The organism is Patiriisocius sp. 208BN25-11 (assembly GCF_058147145.1).
This window is the reverse complement of the sequence record NZ_JBYVJY010000007.1, coordinates 39,579-56,665: the sequence shown is the minus strand read 5'-3', so window position 1 is coordinate 56,665 and position 17,087 is coordinate 39,579. Positions and strand designations below refer to the sequence as shown.

General features: G+C 36.9%; 18 protein-coding genes. All 18 read right to left on the bottom strand.

The features are described 5' to 3' along the window. Positions 1–15: 15 nt before the first annotated feature. On the bottom strand, positions 16–732 hold the full coding sequence (locus tag ACY2RS_RS09800) for a response regulator transcription factor (RefSeq protein WP_490098473.1): 717 nt from the start codon (positions 730–732) through the stop codon (positions 16–18). A 3-nt stretch (positions 733–735) separates the two neighbouring features. Further along, the gene (locus ACY2RS_RS09795) at positions 736–2,298 is read right to left on the bottom strand and encodes a sensor histidine kinase (RefSeq protein WP_490098472.1); all 1,563 of its coding nucleotides are present in this window, start codon (positions 2,296–2,298) and stop codon (positions 736–738) included. A gap of 74 nt (positions 2,299–2,372) precedes the next feature. After that, positions 2,373–2,960 carry a dephospho-CoA kinase gene (gene coaE, locus ACY2RS_RS09790; RefSeq protein ID WP_490098471.1) on the bottom strand — a complete coding sequence of 196 codons (588 nt, stop codon included), beginning with the start codon at positions 2,958–2,960 and terminating at the stop codon, positions 2,373–2,375. Further along, positions 2,957–3,907 carry a CdaR family protein gene (locus ACY2RS_RS09785; protein ID WP_490098470.1) on the bottom strand — a complete coding sequence of 317 codons (951 nt, stop codon included), beginning with the start codon at positions 3,905–3,907 and terminating at the stop codon, positions 2,957–2,959. Before ACY2RS_RS09785 ends, coaE begins: the two co-directional genes overlap by 4 nt. A gap of 20 nt (positions 3,908–3,927) precedes the next feature. Then, positions 3,928–4,929 carry a glycosyltransferase family 2 protein gene (locus ACY2RS_RS09780; protein ID WP_490098469.1) on the bottom strand — a complete coding sequence of 334 codons (1,002 nt, stop codon included), beginning with the start codon at positions 4,927–4,929 and terminating at the stop codon, positions 3,928–3,930. Positions 4,930–4,999: 70 nt separating this feature from the next. Beyond that, the gene (locus tag ACY2RS_RS09775; RefSeq protein ID WP_490098468.1) at positions 5,000–5,815 is read right to left on the bottom strand and encodes an enoyl-ACP reductase FabI; all 816 of its coding nucleotides are present in this window, start codon (positions 5,813–5,815) and stop codon (positions 5,000–5,002) included. Positions 5,816–5,877: 62 nt separating this feature from the next. Next, on the bottom strand, positions 5,878–7,530 hold the full coding sequence (recN, locus tag ACY2RS_RS09770; RefSeq protein ID WP_490098467.1) for a DNA repair protein RecN: 1,653 nt from the start codon (positions 7,528–7,530) through the stop codon (positions 5,878–5,880). A 37-nt stretch (positions 7,531–7,567) separates the two neighbouring features. Next, positions 7,568–8,455, bottom strand: coding sequence for a type IX secretion system protein PorD (gene porD / locus ACY2RS_RS09765; RefSeq protein WP_490098466.1), 888 nt, complete (start codon positions 8,453–8,455; stop codon positions 7,568–7,570). Next, a complete protein-coding gene (gene coaBC / locus ACY2RS_RS09760; protein ID WP_490098465.1) occupies positions 8,448–9,662 on the bottom strand; it encodes a bifunctional phosphopantothenoylcysteine decarboxylase/phosphopantothenate--cysteine ligase CoaBC in 1,215 nt (404 codons plus the stop codon). Before coaBC ends, porD begins: the two co-directional genes overlap by 8 nt. A 7-nt stretch (positions 9,663–9,669) precedes the next feature. After that, the gene (locus ACY2RS_RS09755) at positions 9,670–10,005 is read right to left on the bottom strand and encodes a DNA-directed RNA polymerase subunit omega (protein WP_490098464.1); all 336 of its coding nucleotides are present in this window, start codon (positions 10,003–10,005) and stop codon (positions 9,670–9,672) included. A 4-nt stretch (positions 10,006–10,009) separates the two neighbouring features. Further along, positions 10,010–10,852: an outer membrane protein assembly factor BamD gene (locus tag ACY2RS_RS09750; RefSeq protein ID WP_490098463.1), complete on the bottom strand. Its 843-nt coding sequence runs from the start codon at positions 10,850–10,852 to the stop codon at positions 10,010–10,012. Between the two features lie 220 nt (positions 10,853–11,072). Beyond that, positions 11,073–11,954, bottom strand: a complete 882-nt coding sequence (dapA, locus tag ACY2RS_RS09745) for a 4-hydroxy-tetrahydrodipicolinate synthase (protein WP_490098462.1) — start codon at positions 11,952–11,954, stop codon at positions 11,073–11,075. Beyond that, a complete protein-coding gene (locus ACY2RS_RS09740) occupies positions 11,951–12,472 on the bottom strand; it encodes a DUF6913 domain-containing protein (RefSeq protein ID WP_490098461.1) in 522 nt (173 codons plus the stop codon). The genes dapA and ACY2RS_RS09740 overlap by 4 nt, the downstream gene beginning before the upstream one ends. 51 nt (positions 12,473–12,523) lie before the next feature. Further along, complete coding sequence (gene ligA, locus ACY2RS_RS09735) at positions 12,524–14,560, bottom strand: NAD-dependent DNA ligase LigA (RefSeq protein ID WP_490098460.1); 2,037 nt, start codon at positions 14,558–14,560, stop codon at positions 12,524–12,526. A 78-nt stretch (positions 14,561–14,638) separates the two neighbouring features. Further along, entirely contained in the window at positions 14,639–14,812 is a 174-nt protein-coding gene (locus ACY2RS_RS09730; RefSeq protein ID WP_490098459.1) for a hypothetical protein, read from the bottom strand. 51 nt (positions 14,813–14,863) lie between these two features. Further along, a complete protein-coding gene (gene aqpZ, locus ACY2RS_RS09725; RefSeq protein ID WP_490098458.1) occupies positions 14,864–15,565 on the bottom strand; it encodes an aquaporin Z in 702 nt (233 codons plus the stop codon). 109 nt (positions 15,566–15,674) lie between these two features. Next, positions 15,675–16,238, bottom strand: a complete 564-nt coding sequence (locus tag ACY2RS_RS09720) for an LOG family protein (protein ID WP_490098457.1) — start codon at positions 16,236–16,238, stop codon at positions 15,675–15,677. Continuing rightward, positions 16,235–17,086, bottom strand: a complete 852-nt coding sequence (gene prmC, locus ACY2RS_RS09715; protein WP_490098456.1) for a peptide chain release factor N(5)-glutamine methyltransferase — start codon at positions 17,084–17,086, stop codon at positions 16,235–16,237. Before prmC ends, ACY2RS_RS09720 begins: the two co-directional genes overlap by 4 nt. Position 17,087: the final 1 nt, after the last annotated feature.

Sequence of the window (17,087 nt, the reverse complement as noted above, 5' to 3'; positions counted from 1 at the left end):
TTAAAAATATCCTATTTAGTTTTCTACTTCGCTTTTTACAACCAAGCGGAAACCTTCACCATGAATATTGATTATCTCTACATCATCTTCTTTATTCAGGTACTTACGCAATTTTGCAATGTAGACATCCATACTTCTAGAGGTAAAATAATTGTCATCTCTCCAGATTTTGGTAAGTGCCAATTCTCTTGGCATTAAATCATTTTTGTGCAAAGCAAGGAGACGCAATAACTCATTTTCTTTTGGAGAAAGCTTTACAGGATCTCCATTGTTAAATGTAAGAAAACGTAGTTTAGAGTTTAAAAAGAAATTTCCAATTTGAAACTCAAACTGCTTGCTGTCTGCTATAGAATCTGTGGCTTTACGCTGTATGATTGCTTTTATTTTCATTAAGAGTACTTCACTATCAAATGGCTTGTTTAAGTAGTCGTCTGCTCCTACTTTGTATCCTTTTAACACATCTTCTTTCATTGCCTTAGCAGTCAAGAAAATGATAGGCACATCTTCATTTTTTTCGCGTATTTCTTTTGCCAATGTAAACCCATCTTTGTATGGCATCATGACATCTAAAATACATAGATCGTAATCGTCTTTTTTAAATTTTTCAAAACCTTCCATACCATTTTTTGCATGAATCACATTATAGTCATTCATGGTAAGGTAATCTTTAAGGACTGTCCCAAAGTTTGGATCGTCCTCTACTAGCAATATTTTTTTATTTTCTGTTTCCATATATTAAGATATTAAGTGTAATTTAATTATAAATGTACTTCCTTTCCCTTGTTCACTTTCAACACTAATTTTAGCATCGTGATCATCAAGTATTTTTTTAACGTATGACAATCCAAGACCATGGCCTTTTACGTTGTGTATATCTCCTGTAGATACACGGTAAAACTTTTCAAAAATTTTCTTTTGAGATGCTTTACTCATTCCAATTCCTTGATCTTGTATTTTTAATACAATGGTATCTTTTACATTCTCTGTATAGATATTAATCTTTGGCGAACCTTCTGAATACTTCACTGCATTGTCTAAAATATTAACAATCACATTTGTAAGATGCGAATCATTTACATAGACATCATCTTTTAACGCTCCAAAATGCCCTTTTATATAGCCTCCGTTATCTTCAACTATAAGACTAATATGTGATATAGAGTCTTCAATAATATGATGTAAATTACAATGCTCTTTAGGTAAATCAAGCTCATTTTTTTCAAGTCTTGAAATACGAAGCACATCTTCTACCTGCCCAAGCATTCTACCATTTTCATCACGAATCATTTTAATGTATTTGGTAAAAAAAGCCTCATTCCCTTTTACTTTAGGGTTTTTAAGTGCATCTAACGCTAAATTGATAGTAGCAATAGGTGTCTTAAACTCATGCGTCATGTTATTGATAAAATCATTTTTTATCTGTGCGATTTGACGCTGCTTTATTAGCTGACTTAAGGCACTATAAAAAGCTATAAAAATAACACTCGTAAAAGCTAATGATAATACAGACATTCCTAGAATAGTAGACCAAACATCACGCTCTTGTTCGTAAAAATTTACGTAAAGCTGGTAACCATCATTCACATCATTGTTTTCAAAGAGCGGTACTCTAAATGTTGTTTCTGGAGAAATATCAAATTTTTTGGAGCGCACTTTTGTTGCCAAATTATTGCTGTACACTGCAAATTGAAATCTAGATTTAATTCCTCTTTCCCGTAATTGTCTTGAAATACTCTCTTCTATTTCGGTAGCAGTCACTCTTCTATGCAGCGGAGTGTTTGCAGAAATATTACCAAAGGCATTTTCAAACTGCTTACGTTCATAATCCTTTAGTCTCGCAAAAGACTCTGTCTTTACAATTTGCTCACCAGAGCCATCAACATTTTCTAAAACTTTTTGAGTTTTGGTTTTGCTTGTTACTTTTTTAAAAACAATGCTATCTATTTCTGTATCTAAAAAGCTAGTTGACAGCTTGTAATCTTCTTCTAAAATCCCGTCAGAAAATATAAAAGAATCGTTCGATTTGTCGCTGTTAATTTTATAAATCAACTCACTAATACTGATACTCTCTGGAGTTCCTGCTTCAGATAAAAAATTACTATAAATATCATAGTACTTTTCAATTTCCTGTAACTCTATCTCTTCTGCCGTATTTACAAGTACTTGTCTTACATTAGAAACAAATTGAGTTTCCTTGTTATCATAAGAGTTTGAAATCCAATACCATTGCACGAAAATAATCCCTAAAAGAGAAAGTGCCATCAACGCAACCAATAAGCCAAAGAGCTTTTTGTCCATCTCTCAAAAGTAAGATTTTAACATTTAGTGCATCTTGTGTTTAACCAAATGTTAACAGAATAAGATTAGCCTTTTTAGACACAAGCCTTTTGAAGTTCTTTATGCAATTTTTCAACCTGCTTTTTTGTAGATTTTAAGTCTGTGTTTTCAATCACATAGGTTGCCAATGAAATTTTCTTTTCGTCATCCCATTGATTTCGCATTCGGTTTGCAACAGCTTCCTCTGTAACACCGTCTCTTTGCATCACTCTTTCCAGCCTAATTTCTTTTGGGGCTGTCACCAAAATAGTAGCATCGCATTGCTTGTATCCATCATTTTCAAACAAAATGGCAGCTTCTTTAATACAATAAGACGCGTCTTTCTTTTTTACCCATCGTTTAAAATGCGAAGCAACCTTAGGATGAATAATCGCATTCATCCCTTCTAATAATGCAGGATCATTGAAAATTTTATTCGCAATAAATGCTTTATTAGGAGTACCTTGATCATAGGCTTCTTCTCCCAATAATGCAATCACTCTACGTTTTACAATTTTAGAAGAAACCAACATTTTTTTAGCCTCAATATCTGCAATATATATTGGAATGCCCAACTCTTGAAACATAGCAGCAATAGTGGATTTCCCACTACCAATGCCTCCGGTAAGTCCTATAATTTTCATTTAAAAAATAATAAATCAATTTTTTTGGTTTCCATTTCTATCCCAGTAATATGCTCAGGTTGCTCCTTGATAACAGGTATCATAAAATTGTCTTCTTGATTTCTAGATCTATAATCGCATACAATCTTAAAGTCATTTGCAGAGACATCTTTAAATTTTTCAATCGGGACATTAAAAGCCACTTTTACAGTTGCCGGCAATAATTTAAAACTTCCTTCTAGAGGCTGATTAATCATTGTAATTGGCACCATGACAATTTTTTGTGAATACTCTGCTACATTTTGATGCACCTCAACCATTGCTGGTGATACGGTCACAGTAGTATCAGACCAAGCTTTAATAGCAACATTTTGTGTAATGGCTTCGGAAATATCCTTCATCACTATACTTGCTGTTTCTACAAAATGTAAGGTATCCAACACCATCTTAGCGCCTGTTATTGTTACTGAATCTGGCTTCACTATCATTGCACCTAAAGCATCAAACCCCATATCATAGGTAACTGATACATTGGGGCGTACGGGCACTTTCTTAAAATTTAAACGCTCAAGTGTAACCACAATTTCCTGCAATGACAATTGTGTAATACGTCCATCACTCACCACTTGATTTAAAATCAATTTTTCTAATGCCGCGGCATCTATGGTTACTTTTTGAGCACCTTCATCTTGAAAAGCTGCAACATCAATACTTACCGTTGGTTTTTTAATAGCATAATTCAAAAACTCAAAACGAGTCGCTACAAGATTAAAAGATACCTCTTTAGGATTATCCTTTGAAAGCATTGTCCCATCTGGAATATTCGTGTAAGAAATAGTTGCCGCCACAAAAGCGACATCTTGCTTTGAAAACTTGGTCAGCACCCAAAATACTGAAGCCAAAAACAAAAAGACAAAAAAGGCTTTTAGTTTTGTATTCTTAAAAGGGTTTTTTAGGGTTGCTGACATACGATGAAACTTGTTGTAAATTACTTAAAAAATAACATTGGAAATTGTTTCTCCGGATCTTTTTGCAACCAATGTACATAAAAAGTACTCTTTAAGAAACCTAGTCCATATCCAAAAAATTGTATAAACATAGCACGCACCGCCATAATGCCTATCTGTAAACTTCCTGTTTTTCTGGTAGCATCTACACCAATAATAGCAACATAGCTAAGCAGTGGTATCAAAAACCACCAAGAAACAAAAACTGCTAGTAAAACAGAACCCAATACAAAGCCAACAAACAAGGTTGGAAACCAAAAAGTGATCTTAGCTGCTTCTGGATGCCATTTGTTAAGAATGGGACGCACCATACCAAACTTTCGTACTTGTGTTTTAAAATTCTTCCAAGAAATACGGCGCTTATGAAACACTGCAGCATTGGGTATAAATGCGGTTTCAAATCCAGCCTTTTTTATACGCTGAGATAAATCTGGGTCTTCGCCGGGATGAATTTTTGCAAAGCCATTGGTAGCAGTAAAGGCTGCCTTAGAAATTCCCATATTAAAACTCCTAGGCTCAAATTTCTGTACACTTTTTTGATTGCCACGAATACCGCCTGTGGTCCAAAAAGATGTCATGGTATAGTTAATGGCTTTTTGTAAAGGGGTAAAACTATCATGTGCCGCATCAGCTCCTCCAAAACAATCTACATAATGGTCATTTAAAAAAGAACGCACCGTTTCTAGGTAATTCTCTGGCATTAACACATCACTATCTAATATGATAAAGTAATTTCCTTTGGCTTTTTTCATACCAAAGTTCCTAGAATCGCCAGGACCCGTATTCGGTTTTTGATAATATGAAATTTGCAAAGCATCCGTAAAGTCCTTTACTATAGCTTCAGAAGAAAGGGTCGATCCATCCTCAATAATAACGATTTCGAAAATTTCCGAAGTTTGCATACGCACAAAACTCTCCAACAGCTCCTTAATTTCTTGAGGTCTGTTATACACCGGAATAATAAACGAAAATTGTAAAGTCATGCTGTAAAGTTAATCAAAAAAACCACCTCAACTTTCGCCGAGATGGTTTGTTATATTGTGTGTTAGTAAACTACTCTTTCACAAAGGTTTCCATCACACCGTCGCTCACTCCCATATTCGAGAAGCCACCGTCGTTGAATAAGTTTTGTAGTGTAACGCGCTTTGTTAAATCACTAAACATAGCTACTGTGTAGTTTGCGCAATCTTCAGCTGTTGCGTTTCCTAGCGGACTCATTTTCTCTGCGTACGCGATAAATCCGTCAAATCCTTTTACACCTTGACCTGCAGTGGTTGGTGTCGGAGACTGTGAAATAGTATTGACACGTACTTTTTGGTCTCTTCCGAAGAAATACCCAAAACTACGCGCGATAGATTCTAGATAGGCTTTGTTATCTGCCATGTCGTTATAATCTGGAAATACGCGTTGTGCCGCCATATAGGTAAGCGCAACAATACTTCCCCACTCATTCATGGCGTTGTGATTGTACAATACACTCATGGTTTTATGAAAAGAAACCGCCGAAACATCCCAACCTTTGTGGGTCCAGTCGTAATTCTGACTCGTATAGTGATTTCCTTTACGCACATTCACCGACATCCCGATTGAGTGTAATACGAAATCTATTTTACCGCCTAAAATCTCCATAGACTTGGTCACCAAGTTTTCTAGATCTTCTACAGAAGTAGCATCTGCTGGAATAATTTCAGAACCTGTTTTCTCTGCCAAAGTTTTAATCTGACCCATTCGCATTGCAATAGGAGCATTTGTTAAGACAAAAGTTCCGCCCTCTTCATGCACTCTTTCTGCAGTTTTCCAAGCGATTGAATTTTCATCAAGGGCTCCAAAAATGATTCCTCTTTTTCCTTTTAATAAGTTATAAGACATCTTGTATACTATTAATGGTTGGTGTTTTTCTTTTATATAATGTAAAGATACAGTATCCTTTTTTAATTAAGTAACTCTTTTGCATTTGCCAAGGTAGTATCTGTAATATTTTTACCGCCTATCATTTGTGCAATTTCCACAATACGTTCTTCTTCTGTGAGTTGCTTTAAATGAGTTACAGTTGTGGTGTCTCGATCTTCTTTATATACTTTAATATGTTGCGCCCCCTTAGCAGCAATTTGTGGCAAGTGTGTAATACTAAGCAATTGCATATGCGCACTCATCTGCTCCATGATACTTGCCATTTTTAGGGCAATTTCTCCAGACACCCCAGTATCTATCTCATCAAACACAATAGTTGGTAGTTGCTTATACTGCGCCAAAATTGCTTTTATCGACAACATGATTCTACTCATCTCACCACCAGAAGCCACTTTCTTAAGCAGTCCAAAATTACTTCCTTTGTTGGCTGTGAAATACACCTCAACAATATCCTTTCCGTTCTTTTTAAAGGTTTCTGAAATGTTAATATCCACTTTAAATTGAGCATTGGGCAAGCCTAGGAGCGTCAAATATTCTACTAGTTTTTGTTGTAGACTAGGCACTACCGAAAGTCTGCTATCGTGAAGCTGCTTCGCTAGTTTTGAGAGACTTGCTACTGCTTCTTTTTTCTCGGCTTCCAACGCTTCTATGGTAGCATCCAAATGTTGCGTGGTATGTATTTTTGCACTTAGATCATTCTCAATGGCAATAAGTTCTGCCACCGAAGCTACACTGTGTTTGTGTTGCAACTTATATATGGTTTGCAATACTTCATTAATTCTAAACAACTCTTTAGGATCTGCCTCTAGCGTATTAGAAGCTGTTTCAATTCCTTCCTGAATATCTTCCAATTCAATGATCACACTATGGAGTCGGTCGTAGAGTTCTTGATACGAAGGTGCGTAACTTGCTACCGAACGAAGGAGTGCTCTAGCTTCTTTTAAACTTTCTAAAGAACCTATATTTTCTTGTGCTAATAATTGGCTAATCCCTGCAAAAGAAGTCTGAATTTCCTCAGCGTTATTTAAGGTTTCATAACTTACCTCTAAAGCTTCTTGATCCACTCCAAAAAGGTTCGCCTCTGCCAATTCTTCTTGTAAAAATGAATGATAGTCCAGTTCCTTTATAGCTGCTTCTTTTTGAGCAATTTTTGATGTAAGTGTTGAGGAAATATTAGAAAACGAAGCTAATGTTTCTTGGTATCTTGATAGGATGGGTGCATTCCCTGCCAAAACATCAAGTACTTCAAATTGGAATTTCTCTGAAGCAAAGCTATTCGTCTCCTGCTGACTATGAATATCTACCAAAAAAGCTCCTAAGGTTTGTAATTGCGAAACTCCTACAGGAGAATCGTTTATAAAAGCTCTTGATTTTCCGCTAGGTAAAATCTCTCTTCTAATAATGGTATGCGCATCATAATCTATGGATGCTGCTTCAAAAACAGCTTGAAGTTGGTAGCCTTTTAGGGAGAATTCTGCCTCAATAATACATTTTTGGGAAGCGTCTTTCACGCTACTCAAATCTGCTCTTTTCCCTAATAAAAGTGACAATGCCCCTAATAAAATGGATTTCCCAGCACCTGTTTCTCCAGTAATAATGGTAAGTCCGTTGGTTAACGAAACATGAATATCTTCAATTAAGGCGTAATTCTTTATGGAAAGGCTTAAAATCATACCTACAAATTACTATTATATTGAAAACTAAAAAAAATTAGTTAATCTCTGACCAAACGTTTCTTCTAGTAGGCGCCATTCTATTAAGCGCTTCTTTTAATTCGGTAGTATTAATCTGTGGTCCCGCGCTAAAAATAGATTTGATCTCATCTACTTTAGCATCAAAAAAGGCACGTAACACAAAAGAATTAGGTCTACGATCATTGATACTTTTTAGTACTTTAATGGCATCAATAATTTTTACTTTGGCTTCTTTTTGATCTTTCTCCATCATATCTAAAGCACCACGATGGTAATCGTACATTGCTGTTTGAAATTCTTGGTATACAGGAGATACCATGGCATCATTAAAACGATATCTTGATTGTGTTCCGTCTGTTGATTTCCATCCAGAGTAGGTACTTGAAGATGCAGTACTCACGATTTGTTTTGCAATTTCAAAATATGGATCACCACCACCCAACTCGAAAGAAGCAGCATCTAAACCAATTACGGTATACGCATGATAGGCAAAAATAGCAACGAGGTTAGAATCAATTTGGTTGATATTGTATACTAAGGGCTCAAACTCTTTATATTCAAAAGCTACTTGTCTATCGTTGTAGTTATAGATTGGCGCGTTGTACGTAGAGTTAAAAACGGGTCTAGAAGATTGTACTTGTAGAGAACCACTAAACGATGTCCCATCAAAACTTGAGATGATTAAAGTAAAATTACAATCAATTCGTTCTTGATTTAGGTATTCTTCATCGGTCCAAACGCGATTATTTAGGAACTCTGTAAGCTGTTGCGCCATGGTTCTAAAAATCTGATTGTTTTGTTGTCCCGTTTGTTCCGCATCTACATATACATTAGCATTAAGTTCTTGGCCAATGCTTACAGCTGTACAAACAAACAAGCTTAAAAAAAGTAAAAAATTACGCATCTATTTTTGTAATAATATGTTCTAAAATATCTCTAGCAACTTCGTGCTTCCTTTTAACATTAAAAGGGGTCACTTTATTGTCTTTAGCTACAAAAGTAACTTTGTTGGTATCGCCTTTAAATCCAGCACCTTTATCTCTTAGCGAATTTAACACAATTAAGTCTAAATTCTTTTTTTCAAGTTTCTTTTTTGCGTTATCTAATTCGTTTTGCGTTTCTAGGGCAAAACCAACCAAAAATTGCTGTTTCTTTTGAGCCCCCAAACTAGCCAAAATATCTTTGGTTCGCTCCAGTTCAATCGACATACCTTCTCCAGTTTTCTTCTTAATTTTTTCGTTGGCAACAGCAACAGGCGTAAAATCTGCTACAGCTGCACTGCAAATAGCTACATCACAAGAGTTGTAATGTTCATGTACCGCATCATACATTTCTTGAGCGCTAGTAACACGAACAACTTGTATACTTTTTTCTGAAATAGAAACACTCGAAGGTCCTAACACCAATGTCACACTAGCGCCTAGATCTCTTGCCGTCTCTGCAATAGCAATTCCCATTTTACCAGAAGAATGATTTCCGATAAAACGAACAGGGTCAATAGCTTCAAAAGTAGGACCCGCTGTAATGAGTATTTTTTTTCCGCGAAGAGGTAGTGTTTTTAATATTTCCGAAGAAAGAAACGTTACAATGGTCTCTGGTTCGGCCATTCTTCCTTGCCCTACTAAACCACTTGCAAGTTCGCCAGATTCTGCCGGAATAATAACATTCCCAAAACTTTCTAATTTTTGAAAGGTAGCAGCAGTTGTGGGGTGTTTGTACATGTCCAAATCCATTGCTGGAGCGACATAAACGGGACATTTTGCCGAAAGATAGGTAGCTAATAATAAGTTATCGCTGGTACCATGCGCCATTTTAGACAAGGTGTTGGCGGTTGCCGGAGCGACTATAAATAAATCAGCCCAAAGGCCTAACTCGACATGGTTATTCCATTGGGCATTATCATCATCTTCGTTGGTGAACGAAGAAAAAACTTCATTTTTTGAAAGCGTAGAAAGTGTCAGTGGAGTTACAAATTCTTTTGCTTTTGGGGTCATTACCACTTTTACATATGCCCCTTCTTTTACAAGTAAACGTACCAAAAAAGCAGCCTTATAAGCAGCAATACCCGCCGTAACGCCGAGTAATATATTCTTTCCGCTTAGTACTGACATATTATGTTTACTGGTCTAAAGCCTCATCTGCAGTATTGCGGAAGTAGATTTTATCTTCTAACCACTCTTGCACTGCTAATGAATGCGGCTTTGGTAATTTTTCGTAGAATTTAGAAACTTCGATTTGTTCTTTGTTTTCGAAAATCTCTTCTAAGCTGTCGTTATACGTTGCAAACTCATCTAACTTCTCTAACAATTCTTTTTTAATGTCTCCATTAATTTGATTTGCTCTCTTAGAAATAATAGAGATTGCTTCGTAAATGTTGTTTGTAGGCGCATCTACTAGGTTTTTGTCAATAGTAGTCGTGCTTAACGGTGCTTCGCTGTTTTTAATATCTGCCATAATCTTAATTTTCTGTGGTTTCTTGGTATTGCTCCAATTTTCTATCTATTGCTGCTAGTAATGCGTCTGCATCTTCTCTTTTCTCTCCAGCTTTATAGTATTTTAAATATTTTTCGTAGTATTCTTTTGCTATTAAAAGTCGTGCTTCTACAACAGAAGGTATGCTTGTAATAGCTCTATTGTAAGCAGCTTCAATTCTTCCAAAGAACGCATCTTCACGATATAGAGAACCGGGATGATCTCCAATAAAATTATCATAAGCATCTAAAGCAGGTTTAAAACTTCCTATCTGCTCTGCAATCTTTAAATATTGATGCGCTGTTTCTATGTCTTTCTTTTCTAACTTCCCACGAAGTTCGGTTACTAGGGTATTCGCTTCTGCTCTGTATTCAGAATTTGGATATTTGTTTACAAAGGCTTGTAATTTCTCCAGTCCTTTTTGTGTATCTTTTTGATCTAAGGAATAGCGAGGCGAAAGCGCATAGTAACTTTTTGCAGACTTATATGCAGCTATTTCTACACTATCACTTTTTGGGTAGGTAGTTTCGAAACGTTCAAATTGATATCCTGAAACAAAATAATCTTCTAAGTTGTAAAAAGTATTTGCGTAGATATATGAAAGTTTTTCAGCCTGAGGCTTCCCTCTATATTGTGGTACAATCTGTTCCATCAATTTCAAAGACTTTCTAAATTTTCCTTTTTTTCCAGTAGCCACCCCTACTTGATATAAAGAATCTGCCATTTGATATTTGGCAACACTATCTTCGCCTTTTAGCACGATTTGATATGGAGTACAAGACGCAACTAGCATCACACTAGCCATGAGTAAGAAAAAAGGGTATTTCATAGTTTTAAAAAACATCGGGCAAAAGTAGTGAATTATACGTGATTACAAAAACTTATTATCGGTTGTGTTTATTGTGCTGCCATTACTTTTACCACTTAAAATTTCAGACAAAAAACATACCAAAGAAAGGCTATAAAAATTTACTGCTAGATTTCTCTAAAAATTTCATTGACATTCACGCTAGCCCTAAAGAGAATTTCAATGGAATTTTTGTTGTTTTTTAGCTCTTGAAATCTGAAACAAACGCCTTTATTTTAGCATTCAAAGCGTCGCTAACGCCTACCAATGGTAATCTCACCTTTGGACCACACAAGCCTAAAGCCGCAAAAACTGCTTTGATTCCTGCTGGGTTTCCTTCAGCGAAAATATAGTCAATGGCAGGTGCAATTTTATAATGAATATCGTAAGCAGCGTCTACCTTTCTATCTAATCCGTACTGAATCATGCTTGAAAATGCTTTTGGAAATCCTTCACCAATAACAGAGATTACCCCTGCTCCTCCTGCCAGGGTCATCGGTAAAGCGATCATATCATCTCCGCTAATCACTAAGAATTCTTTTGGCGTTTGCGAAATCATCTCCATAGCCTGTACGATATCGCCTTTGGCTTCTTTGATGGCCACAATATTGTCGAAATTGTTTGCTAGCCTAGCAACTGTTTCTGGTTCCATATTGCTAGCTGTTCTACCAGGCACATTGTATAAAACAATAGGCTTTGAGCTCACATTTGCAATGGCAGCAAAATGCTGATAAATTCCTTCCTGTGTAGGTTTGTTGTACATTGGAGATACCGATAGAATTGCCGTAAAGGCACTTAAGTCGGTAGTGAGAAACTCATCCATCACAGCTTTGGTATTATTTCCTCCAATACCTAATACTAAGGGTAATTTACCATCATTAGCAGCAACAATAGTGTCTATTACTACTTGTTTTTCGTTTTTATTAAGCACAGCACTTTCGGCTGTAGTTCCTAAAACCACTAAATAGTTAATGCCATTCTCTATTTGAAAATGTACAATACGCGTGAGTGCCTCTGTGTCTATGGCGCCCGTATTTGTAAAAGGAGTAATCAATGCTACTCCGGTACCCATGAGTTCTTTCATGCTGAAATTTTTCCTAGTATTTTAAAATATTTTGTTAGCTCTTCAATTACCAACGTAGTGTTAGTAGGATCTATTGCTAGGATAAGATCAAAAAAACGCGGGTCTGCACCTTCAAATCCAACCTTAAATGTCGCTGTACTTTTAGCAGCAATCACATCTAAAAATTCGTGCTCTTTATTTGTCATATACACCAGCACATCTAACGGATTTTGCACAAATTTCTTTGCTGCAGCACCCTTAATAACACCTCTAAAAGAAATATCTTTTTCACAGCATTGTTCCTGTGTTAAGGACGGTCCTTTTTTCTGAAATGTTACAAAAGAAAAAAATCGTGTTTGCGCTTCGGAAATATGAAGTGCCTTAGCTATGGTGTTAAATGCCGAAACATCTTTAACAACATTACCATCAAACAAAAAAGCAAGTGTCTGCATCCTGGCGTTTAGCTGAGATACATCTCGCTTTTCCAAGGCAGCAGTGATTGCTTTTTGATAGTATTTTTTCCTTAACTTTTTAAACATAGTTCCTCAACTAAGGTACAAAAATACAGGTTTCTACAGCATATCACTAACCTATTGAACCATTTCTAAAAATTGATCTTCGGTAATGATAGAAATTCCTAATCCTTCGGCTTTTGTACGTTTGCTTGGCCCCATTTTGTCACCCGCAACAACATAGCTTGTTTTGCTAGAAATACTGCTGGACACTTTCCCTCCATTGTCTTCGATAAGCTTCTTAAGTTCTGTTCTTGAAACTTTTGTGAACACTCCCGATACCACAAAGGTATTGCCATTTAGCACATCGGTTTGTCCTGCTAATTCCTCTGCAGATATTTCCAATTGCACACCATACTCCTTTAATCTCGAAATGATCGCTCTATTTTGAGCGCCAGTTTCGGAGCCTTGCGAGAATAAATCCTGAGATGTTTCCGAAGCAAAAAAGGCAATAACACTTTCGGCAATGCGATCGCCTATTTCATCGACAGCAATGAGGGCTTCAAAGTTTGCCTCCATTAAAGCATCAATGCTTTTAAAGTGTTTTGCTAATTTTTTTGCCACAGTCTCTCCCACAAAACGAATTCCTAAGGCAAATAATACACGCTCAAAAGGAATCTCTTTAGAAGCAGCAACTCCAGCTACTAAATTTTCGGCACTCTTTTGCGCTATGCGCTCTAGTGGCAGTAAATCTTCAACTGTTAGCGTATACAAATCGGCATAGGTGGTTATGAGTCCTTCATTCACTAACAAAGCAACAGTTTCACCACCCAAGCCTTCTATATCCATCGCTTTACGAGAAATGTAATGTTGAATGCGTCCAATAATTTGTGGCGGACATCCTTCCTCATTCGGACAATAATGTTTGGCATCTCCTTCGTTCCTGGTAAGTGGTGTTTCACATTCTGGACAGGAAGCAATGTACTCTGTCGGACTAGAATTTGAAGGCCGTTTTGCAAGATCCACTCCTATAATTTTAGGAATAATCTCTCCTCCTTTTTCAACATACACTGTGTCTCCTTCTCGAATATCTAATAAGGCTATTTGGTCAGCATTATGCAAAGAGGCGCGCTTTACCGTAGTTCCCGCAAGCGCAACAGGTTGTAAGTTCGCCACAGGTGTAATGGCACCTGTTCGCCCTACTTGATAGGTGATTTCCTCCAGAACTGTAGACACTTGTTCTGCTTTAAACTTATAGGCCATAGCCCATCTTGGCGCTTTAGCAGTATAACCTAACTCTTCTTGTTGCTGTAAATTGTTCACTTTTATAACAACACCATCTGTCTCATAGGGCAATTCGTGACGATGCACATCCCAATGATTTACAAAATCTAACACCTCATCAATACTGGTAGCAAGCTTAGCTATAGGTGGCACTTTAAACCCCCAGGCGGCGGCTTTTTCAAGACCTTCCATTTGCGTGGTGATTGGGAGTTTGTTTCCTACTAAGCTGTAGAGTAAACATTCTAAAGGTCTTTTGGCTACCTCGGCACTGTCTTGTAGTTTTAAACTTCCAGATGCTGTATTTCTTGGGTTTCTATAGGGTTCTTCACCAGCGGCTATCCTTTCTTCGTTCATTTTATGAAAGCCTTCAAAAGGCAATACAATTTCACCACGAATTTCAAAAAAGGCTGGATAATCACCTTTTAATTGTAGCGGCACAGATTTAATGGTCTTGATGTTTGTAGTGACATTATCGCCTTGGTATCCATCACCTCTGGTAACAGCTCTTACTAATTTTCCATGTTCATAGGTAAGACTCATAGAAGCACCATCATACTTGAGCTCGCAGGCATACGCTACCGCACCATCTACTTGTTTTTTAATACGCGTTTCCCAATCTTCTAGATCTTCTTTAGAGTAACTATTATCTAAAGAATACATTCTAAAAGCATGCTGTATGGTTTCAAAATTTTTAGTTACTTCACCTCCCACGCGTAAGGTGGGTGATGTTGGATCATGAAACTCTGGGTGTTTTGCTTCAAGAGCTTGCAGCTCTTTGAGTTTTATATCAAAATCATAATCACTTATGGTAGGCTTGTCCAATACATAGTAGTTATGATTGTGTGTTCTAAGTTCGTTACGTAATTGAGTGATGTGTTGCTCGGGATTCATACAACAAAACTAAAAAATAAAACCTGCCAGATCATACAGACCTAACAGGTTTAATTAATAAATTATGAACAGTACTTACTAATCTGTACTTTTCTTTTTTGCTAAGGTAGCAACCAAAGCGCCAGAAATAGCGCCAGCAACAGCACCACCAGTGACAGTAGGATTGCTGTGACCAAGCAGCTTTAAAACTACTACAACAATAATTGCAGTGAGTGCTGCTATAATAGCGATACGTAATAGATTTTTATTCATATCAATAAAGTTTTGTATAGAATATTTCAGAAAAACTGAAGCCTCCTATAATTAATCATTTATAAACACTTTTCTAACCAATGCAGCAAGTAAACCACCAGCTATTGGCGCGACTATGAACAGCCATAATTGACTCATCGCTTTCCCACCTGCGAATAATGCTGGACCTAAACTACGTGCTGGATTTACAGAAGTCCCTGTAATTGGAATCATTACCAAATGTATCAATACCAATGAAATACCAATGGCCAATCCAGCCATTTGTGGAGATGCGTCTTTGGCAGTTGTACCAAATATGACCATTAAAAAAAGGAATGTAAAAACAAACTCTGCTATAAAGGCAGCTTTCATATCGTAATTACCAAGATAGCCTTCTCCCCATCCATTGCTTCCTAATCCCCACTCTACCATGCTAAATCCAGCGCCACCAGAAGCGATAACATACAATACCCCAGCAGCAGCAATTGCGCCAATACATTGCCCAATAATATAACCCACAGTATCTTTACCAGATAATTTTCCTGCTGCGAGCATGGCTATTGAAATTGCAGGATTGATATGACACCCAGAAATAGGTCCAATAGTATAGGCCATTGAGACGACTGCAAGACCAAATGCAAGAGAAATTCCTAAGAGTCCAATTCCGGCGGGTCCCGTTCCGGAGACTCCTGCCAAGGCTGCGGCACCGCAACCAAATAATACCAAAGCAAAGGTTCCTAGTGCTTCGGCGAAATACTTTTTTGTAGCATTCATATGATGAATTTTATAAGTTACTATACTTCAAGATAGTAATTTGAAAAAATCCAACACGAATTTTGTTAAAAACTGAAGCTTAAAAGTTAATAAGTTCAACTTCAATTAATTACCAAACCGCTTCTTTAGGCGCTATAAATGCATCCATTTTTTCCAACAATCCAGACACCGTAGTATCTACTAGCATTAAATCAAGATTGTGCTGTTTTACAAAACCCAAAGACACCATTTTTTGAAGCGACGCCAAAAGTTCATCGTAAAAACCGTTTACGTTTAAGAGTCCGATTGGTTTTTTATGTTGTCCCAACTGTAGGCCTGTAGCAATTTCAAACAATTCTTCTAAGGTACCAAAACCACCAGGAAGGGTTATAAACCCATCACTAAGTTCTAGCATTTTTAGCTTACGATCGTTCATGTTTTTGGTGGTAATCACCTCATCCAATTCGGTATGCAACACTTCTTTCTTTTTTAAAAACTCAGGGATGATGCCAATTACATGTCCACCCCCATCAAGAACCGTTCTAGCGATGGTGCCCATAATACCAATTTTAGCGCCACCATACACCAGTTCATTTTCTCTTTGCAACATCGCTTCCCCTAATTCAGTAGCTGCTTTTTTTATTAAAGGATCTTTCCCATCACTGCTCCCGCAGAATACACAAATACGTTTCATATTTTTTGACATTTTAGCATTCTAGGCACCTCCCTAAAATCATTTTTTAATTCATTATTCTTAAACCCTATCTCCTTTACTAGTTCCAGCATCTCCTCACCTAGGTATTCATTGATTTCAAAATACAACCAACCATTAGGTTTTACATCTTTAAAGGCTAGTTGGGCTATTTTTCTATAAAAAATTAAAGGATCATCATTAGATACAAACAAGGCAGTCTCCGGCTCAAAGTCCAATACATTTTCTTTCATGGTTGCTTTCTCTAATTCGCGCACATAGGGCGGATTGGAAACAACAACATCATATTGCTGAGGCAACTCATCTTGTGCTAAAATATCTTGTTCTAAAAATGTTACCGATACCTTATTTAATTGCGCATTTTGTTTGGCAACCTGAATCGCACCTGCTGAAATATCCATAGCCGATACTGTTCCCTTCGCTACATGCTTTGCTAAGGAAACTGCAATACATCCAGACCCTGTCCCAATATCTAAAATGGTATGTTCAATATCCCTTACAGCAAGATCTGAAAGGATCCAAGCTACCAATTCTTCGGTTTCGGGTCTTGGTATTAGGGTATCTTCCGTGACTTTAAAAGGGAGCCCGTAAAACTCGGTTTCTCCTAGGATATATTGAATGGGTTCTTGCTTTTTAAGCCGTTCGATGGCAGTATGAAAGGCGTTTATATGTGCTTCTGAAATATTCGTTTCATGGTTCAACGAGACTTGAAATCGAGAATATTTCAGAAAAAAATCACAAAGAATGTAGAAAAAAGAAGTGATCTCTTCTTTGGGATGCACTCCTTCTAATTGTGCAAAAAATGATTGTTGTAATGCTTTTAATGTCAAT

Excerpts from the sequence above, each read along its gene's own strand:
- coaBC (WP_490098465.1), bottom strand. The coding sequence starts at position 9,662 with ATGTCAGTACTAAGCGGAAAGAATATATTACTCGGCGTTACGGCGGGT.
- ACY2RS_RS09720 (WP_490098457.1), bottom strand. The coding sequence starts at position 16,238 with ATGAAACGTATTTGTGTATTCTGCGGGAGCAGTGATGGGAAAGATCCT.
- ACY2RS_RS09730 (WP_490098459.1), bottom strand. The coding sequence starts at position 14,812 with ATGAATAAAAATCTATTACGTATCGCTATTATAGCAGCACTCACTGCA.
- ACY2RS_RS09780 (WP_490098469.1), bottom strand. The coding sequence starts at position 4,929 with ATGACTTTACAATTTTCGTTTATTATTCCGGTGTATAACAGACCTCAA.
- porD (WP_490098466.1), bottom strand. The coding sequence starts at position 8,455 with ATGCGTAATTTTTTACTTTTTTTAAGCTTGTTTGTTTGTACAGCTGTA.
- ACY2RS_RS09800 (WP_490098473.1), bottom strand. The coding sequence starts at position 732 with ATGGAAACAGAAAATAAAAAAATATTGCTAGTAGAGGACGATCCAAAC.
- ACY2RS_RS09775 (WP_490098468.1), bottom strand. The coding sequence starts at position 5,815 with ATGTCTTATAACTTATTAAAAGGAAAAAGAGGAATCATTTTTGGAGCC.
- ACY2RS_RS09795 (WP_490098472.1), bottom strand. The coding sequence starts at position 2,298 with ATGGACAAAAAGCTCTTTGGCTTATTGGTTGCGTTGATGGCACTTTCT.
- ACY2RS_RS09755 (WP_490098464.1), bottom strand. The coding sequence starts at position 10,005 with ATGGCAGATATTAAAAACAGCGAAGCACCGTTAAGCACGACTACTATT.
- ligA (WP_490098460.1), bottom strand. The coding sequence starts at position 14,560 with ATGAATCCCGAGCAACACATCACTCAATTACGTAACGAACTTAGAACA.
- aqpZ (WP_490098458.1), bottom strand. The coding sequence starts at position 15,565 with ATGAATGCTACAAAAAAGTATTTCGCCGAAGCACTAGGAACCTTTGCT.
- recN (WP_490098467.1), bottom strand. The coding sequence starts at position 7,530 with ATGATTTTAAGCCTTTCCATAAAGAATTACGCCTTAATTGAAGATATT.
- ACY2RS_RS09785 (WP_490098470.1), bottom strand. The coding sequence starts at position 3,907 with ATGTCAGCAACCCTAAAAAACCCTTTTAAGAATACAAAACTAAAAGCC.
- coaE (WP_490098471.1), bottom strand. The coding sequence starts at position 2,960 with ATGAAAATTATAGGACTTACCGGAGGCATTGGTAGTGGGAAATCCACT.
- ACY2RS_RS09740 (WP_490098461.1), bottom strand. The coding sequence starts at position 12,472 with ATGTTTAAAAAGTTAAGGAAAAAATACTATCAAAAAGCAATCACTGCT.
- dapA (WP_490098462.1), bottom strand. The coding sequence starts at position 11,954 with ATGAAAGAACTCATGGGTACCGGAGTAGCATTGATTACTCCTTTTACA.
- ACY2RS_RS09750 (WP_490098463.1), bottom strand. The coding sequence starts at position 10,852 with ATGAAATACCCTTTTTTCTTACTCATGGCTAGTGTGATGCTAGTTGCG.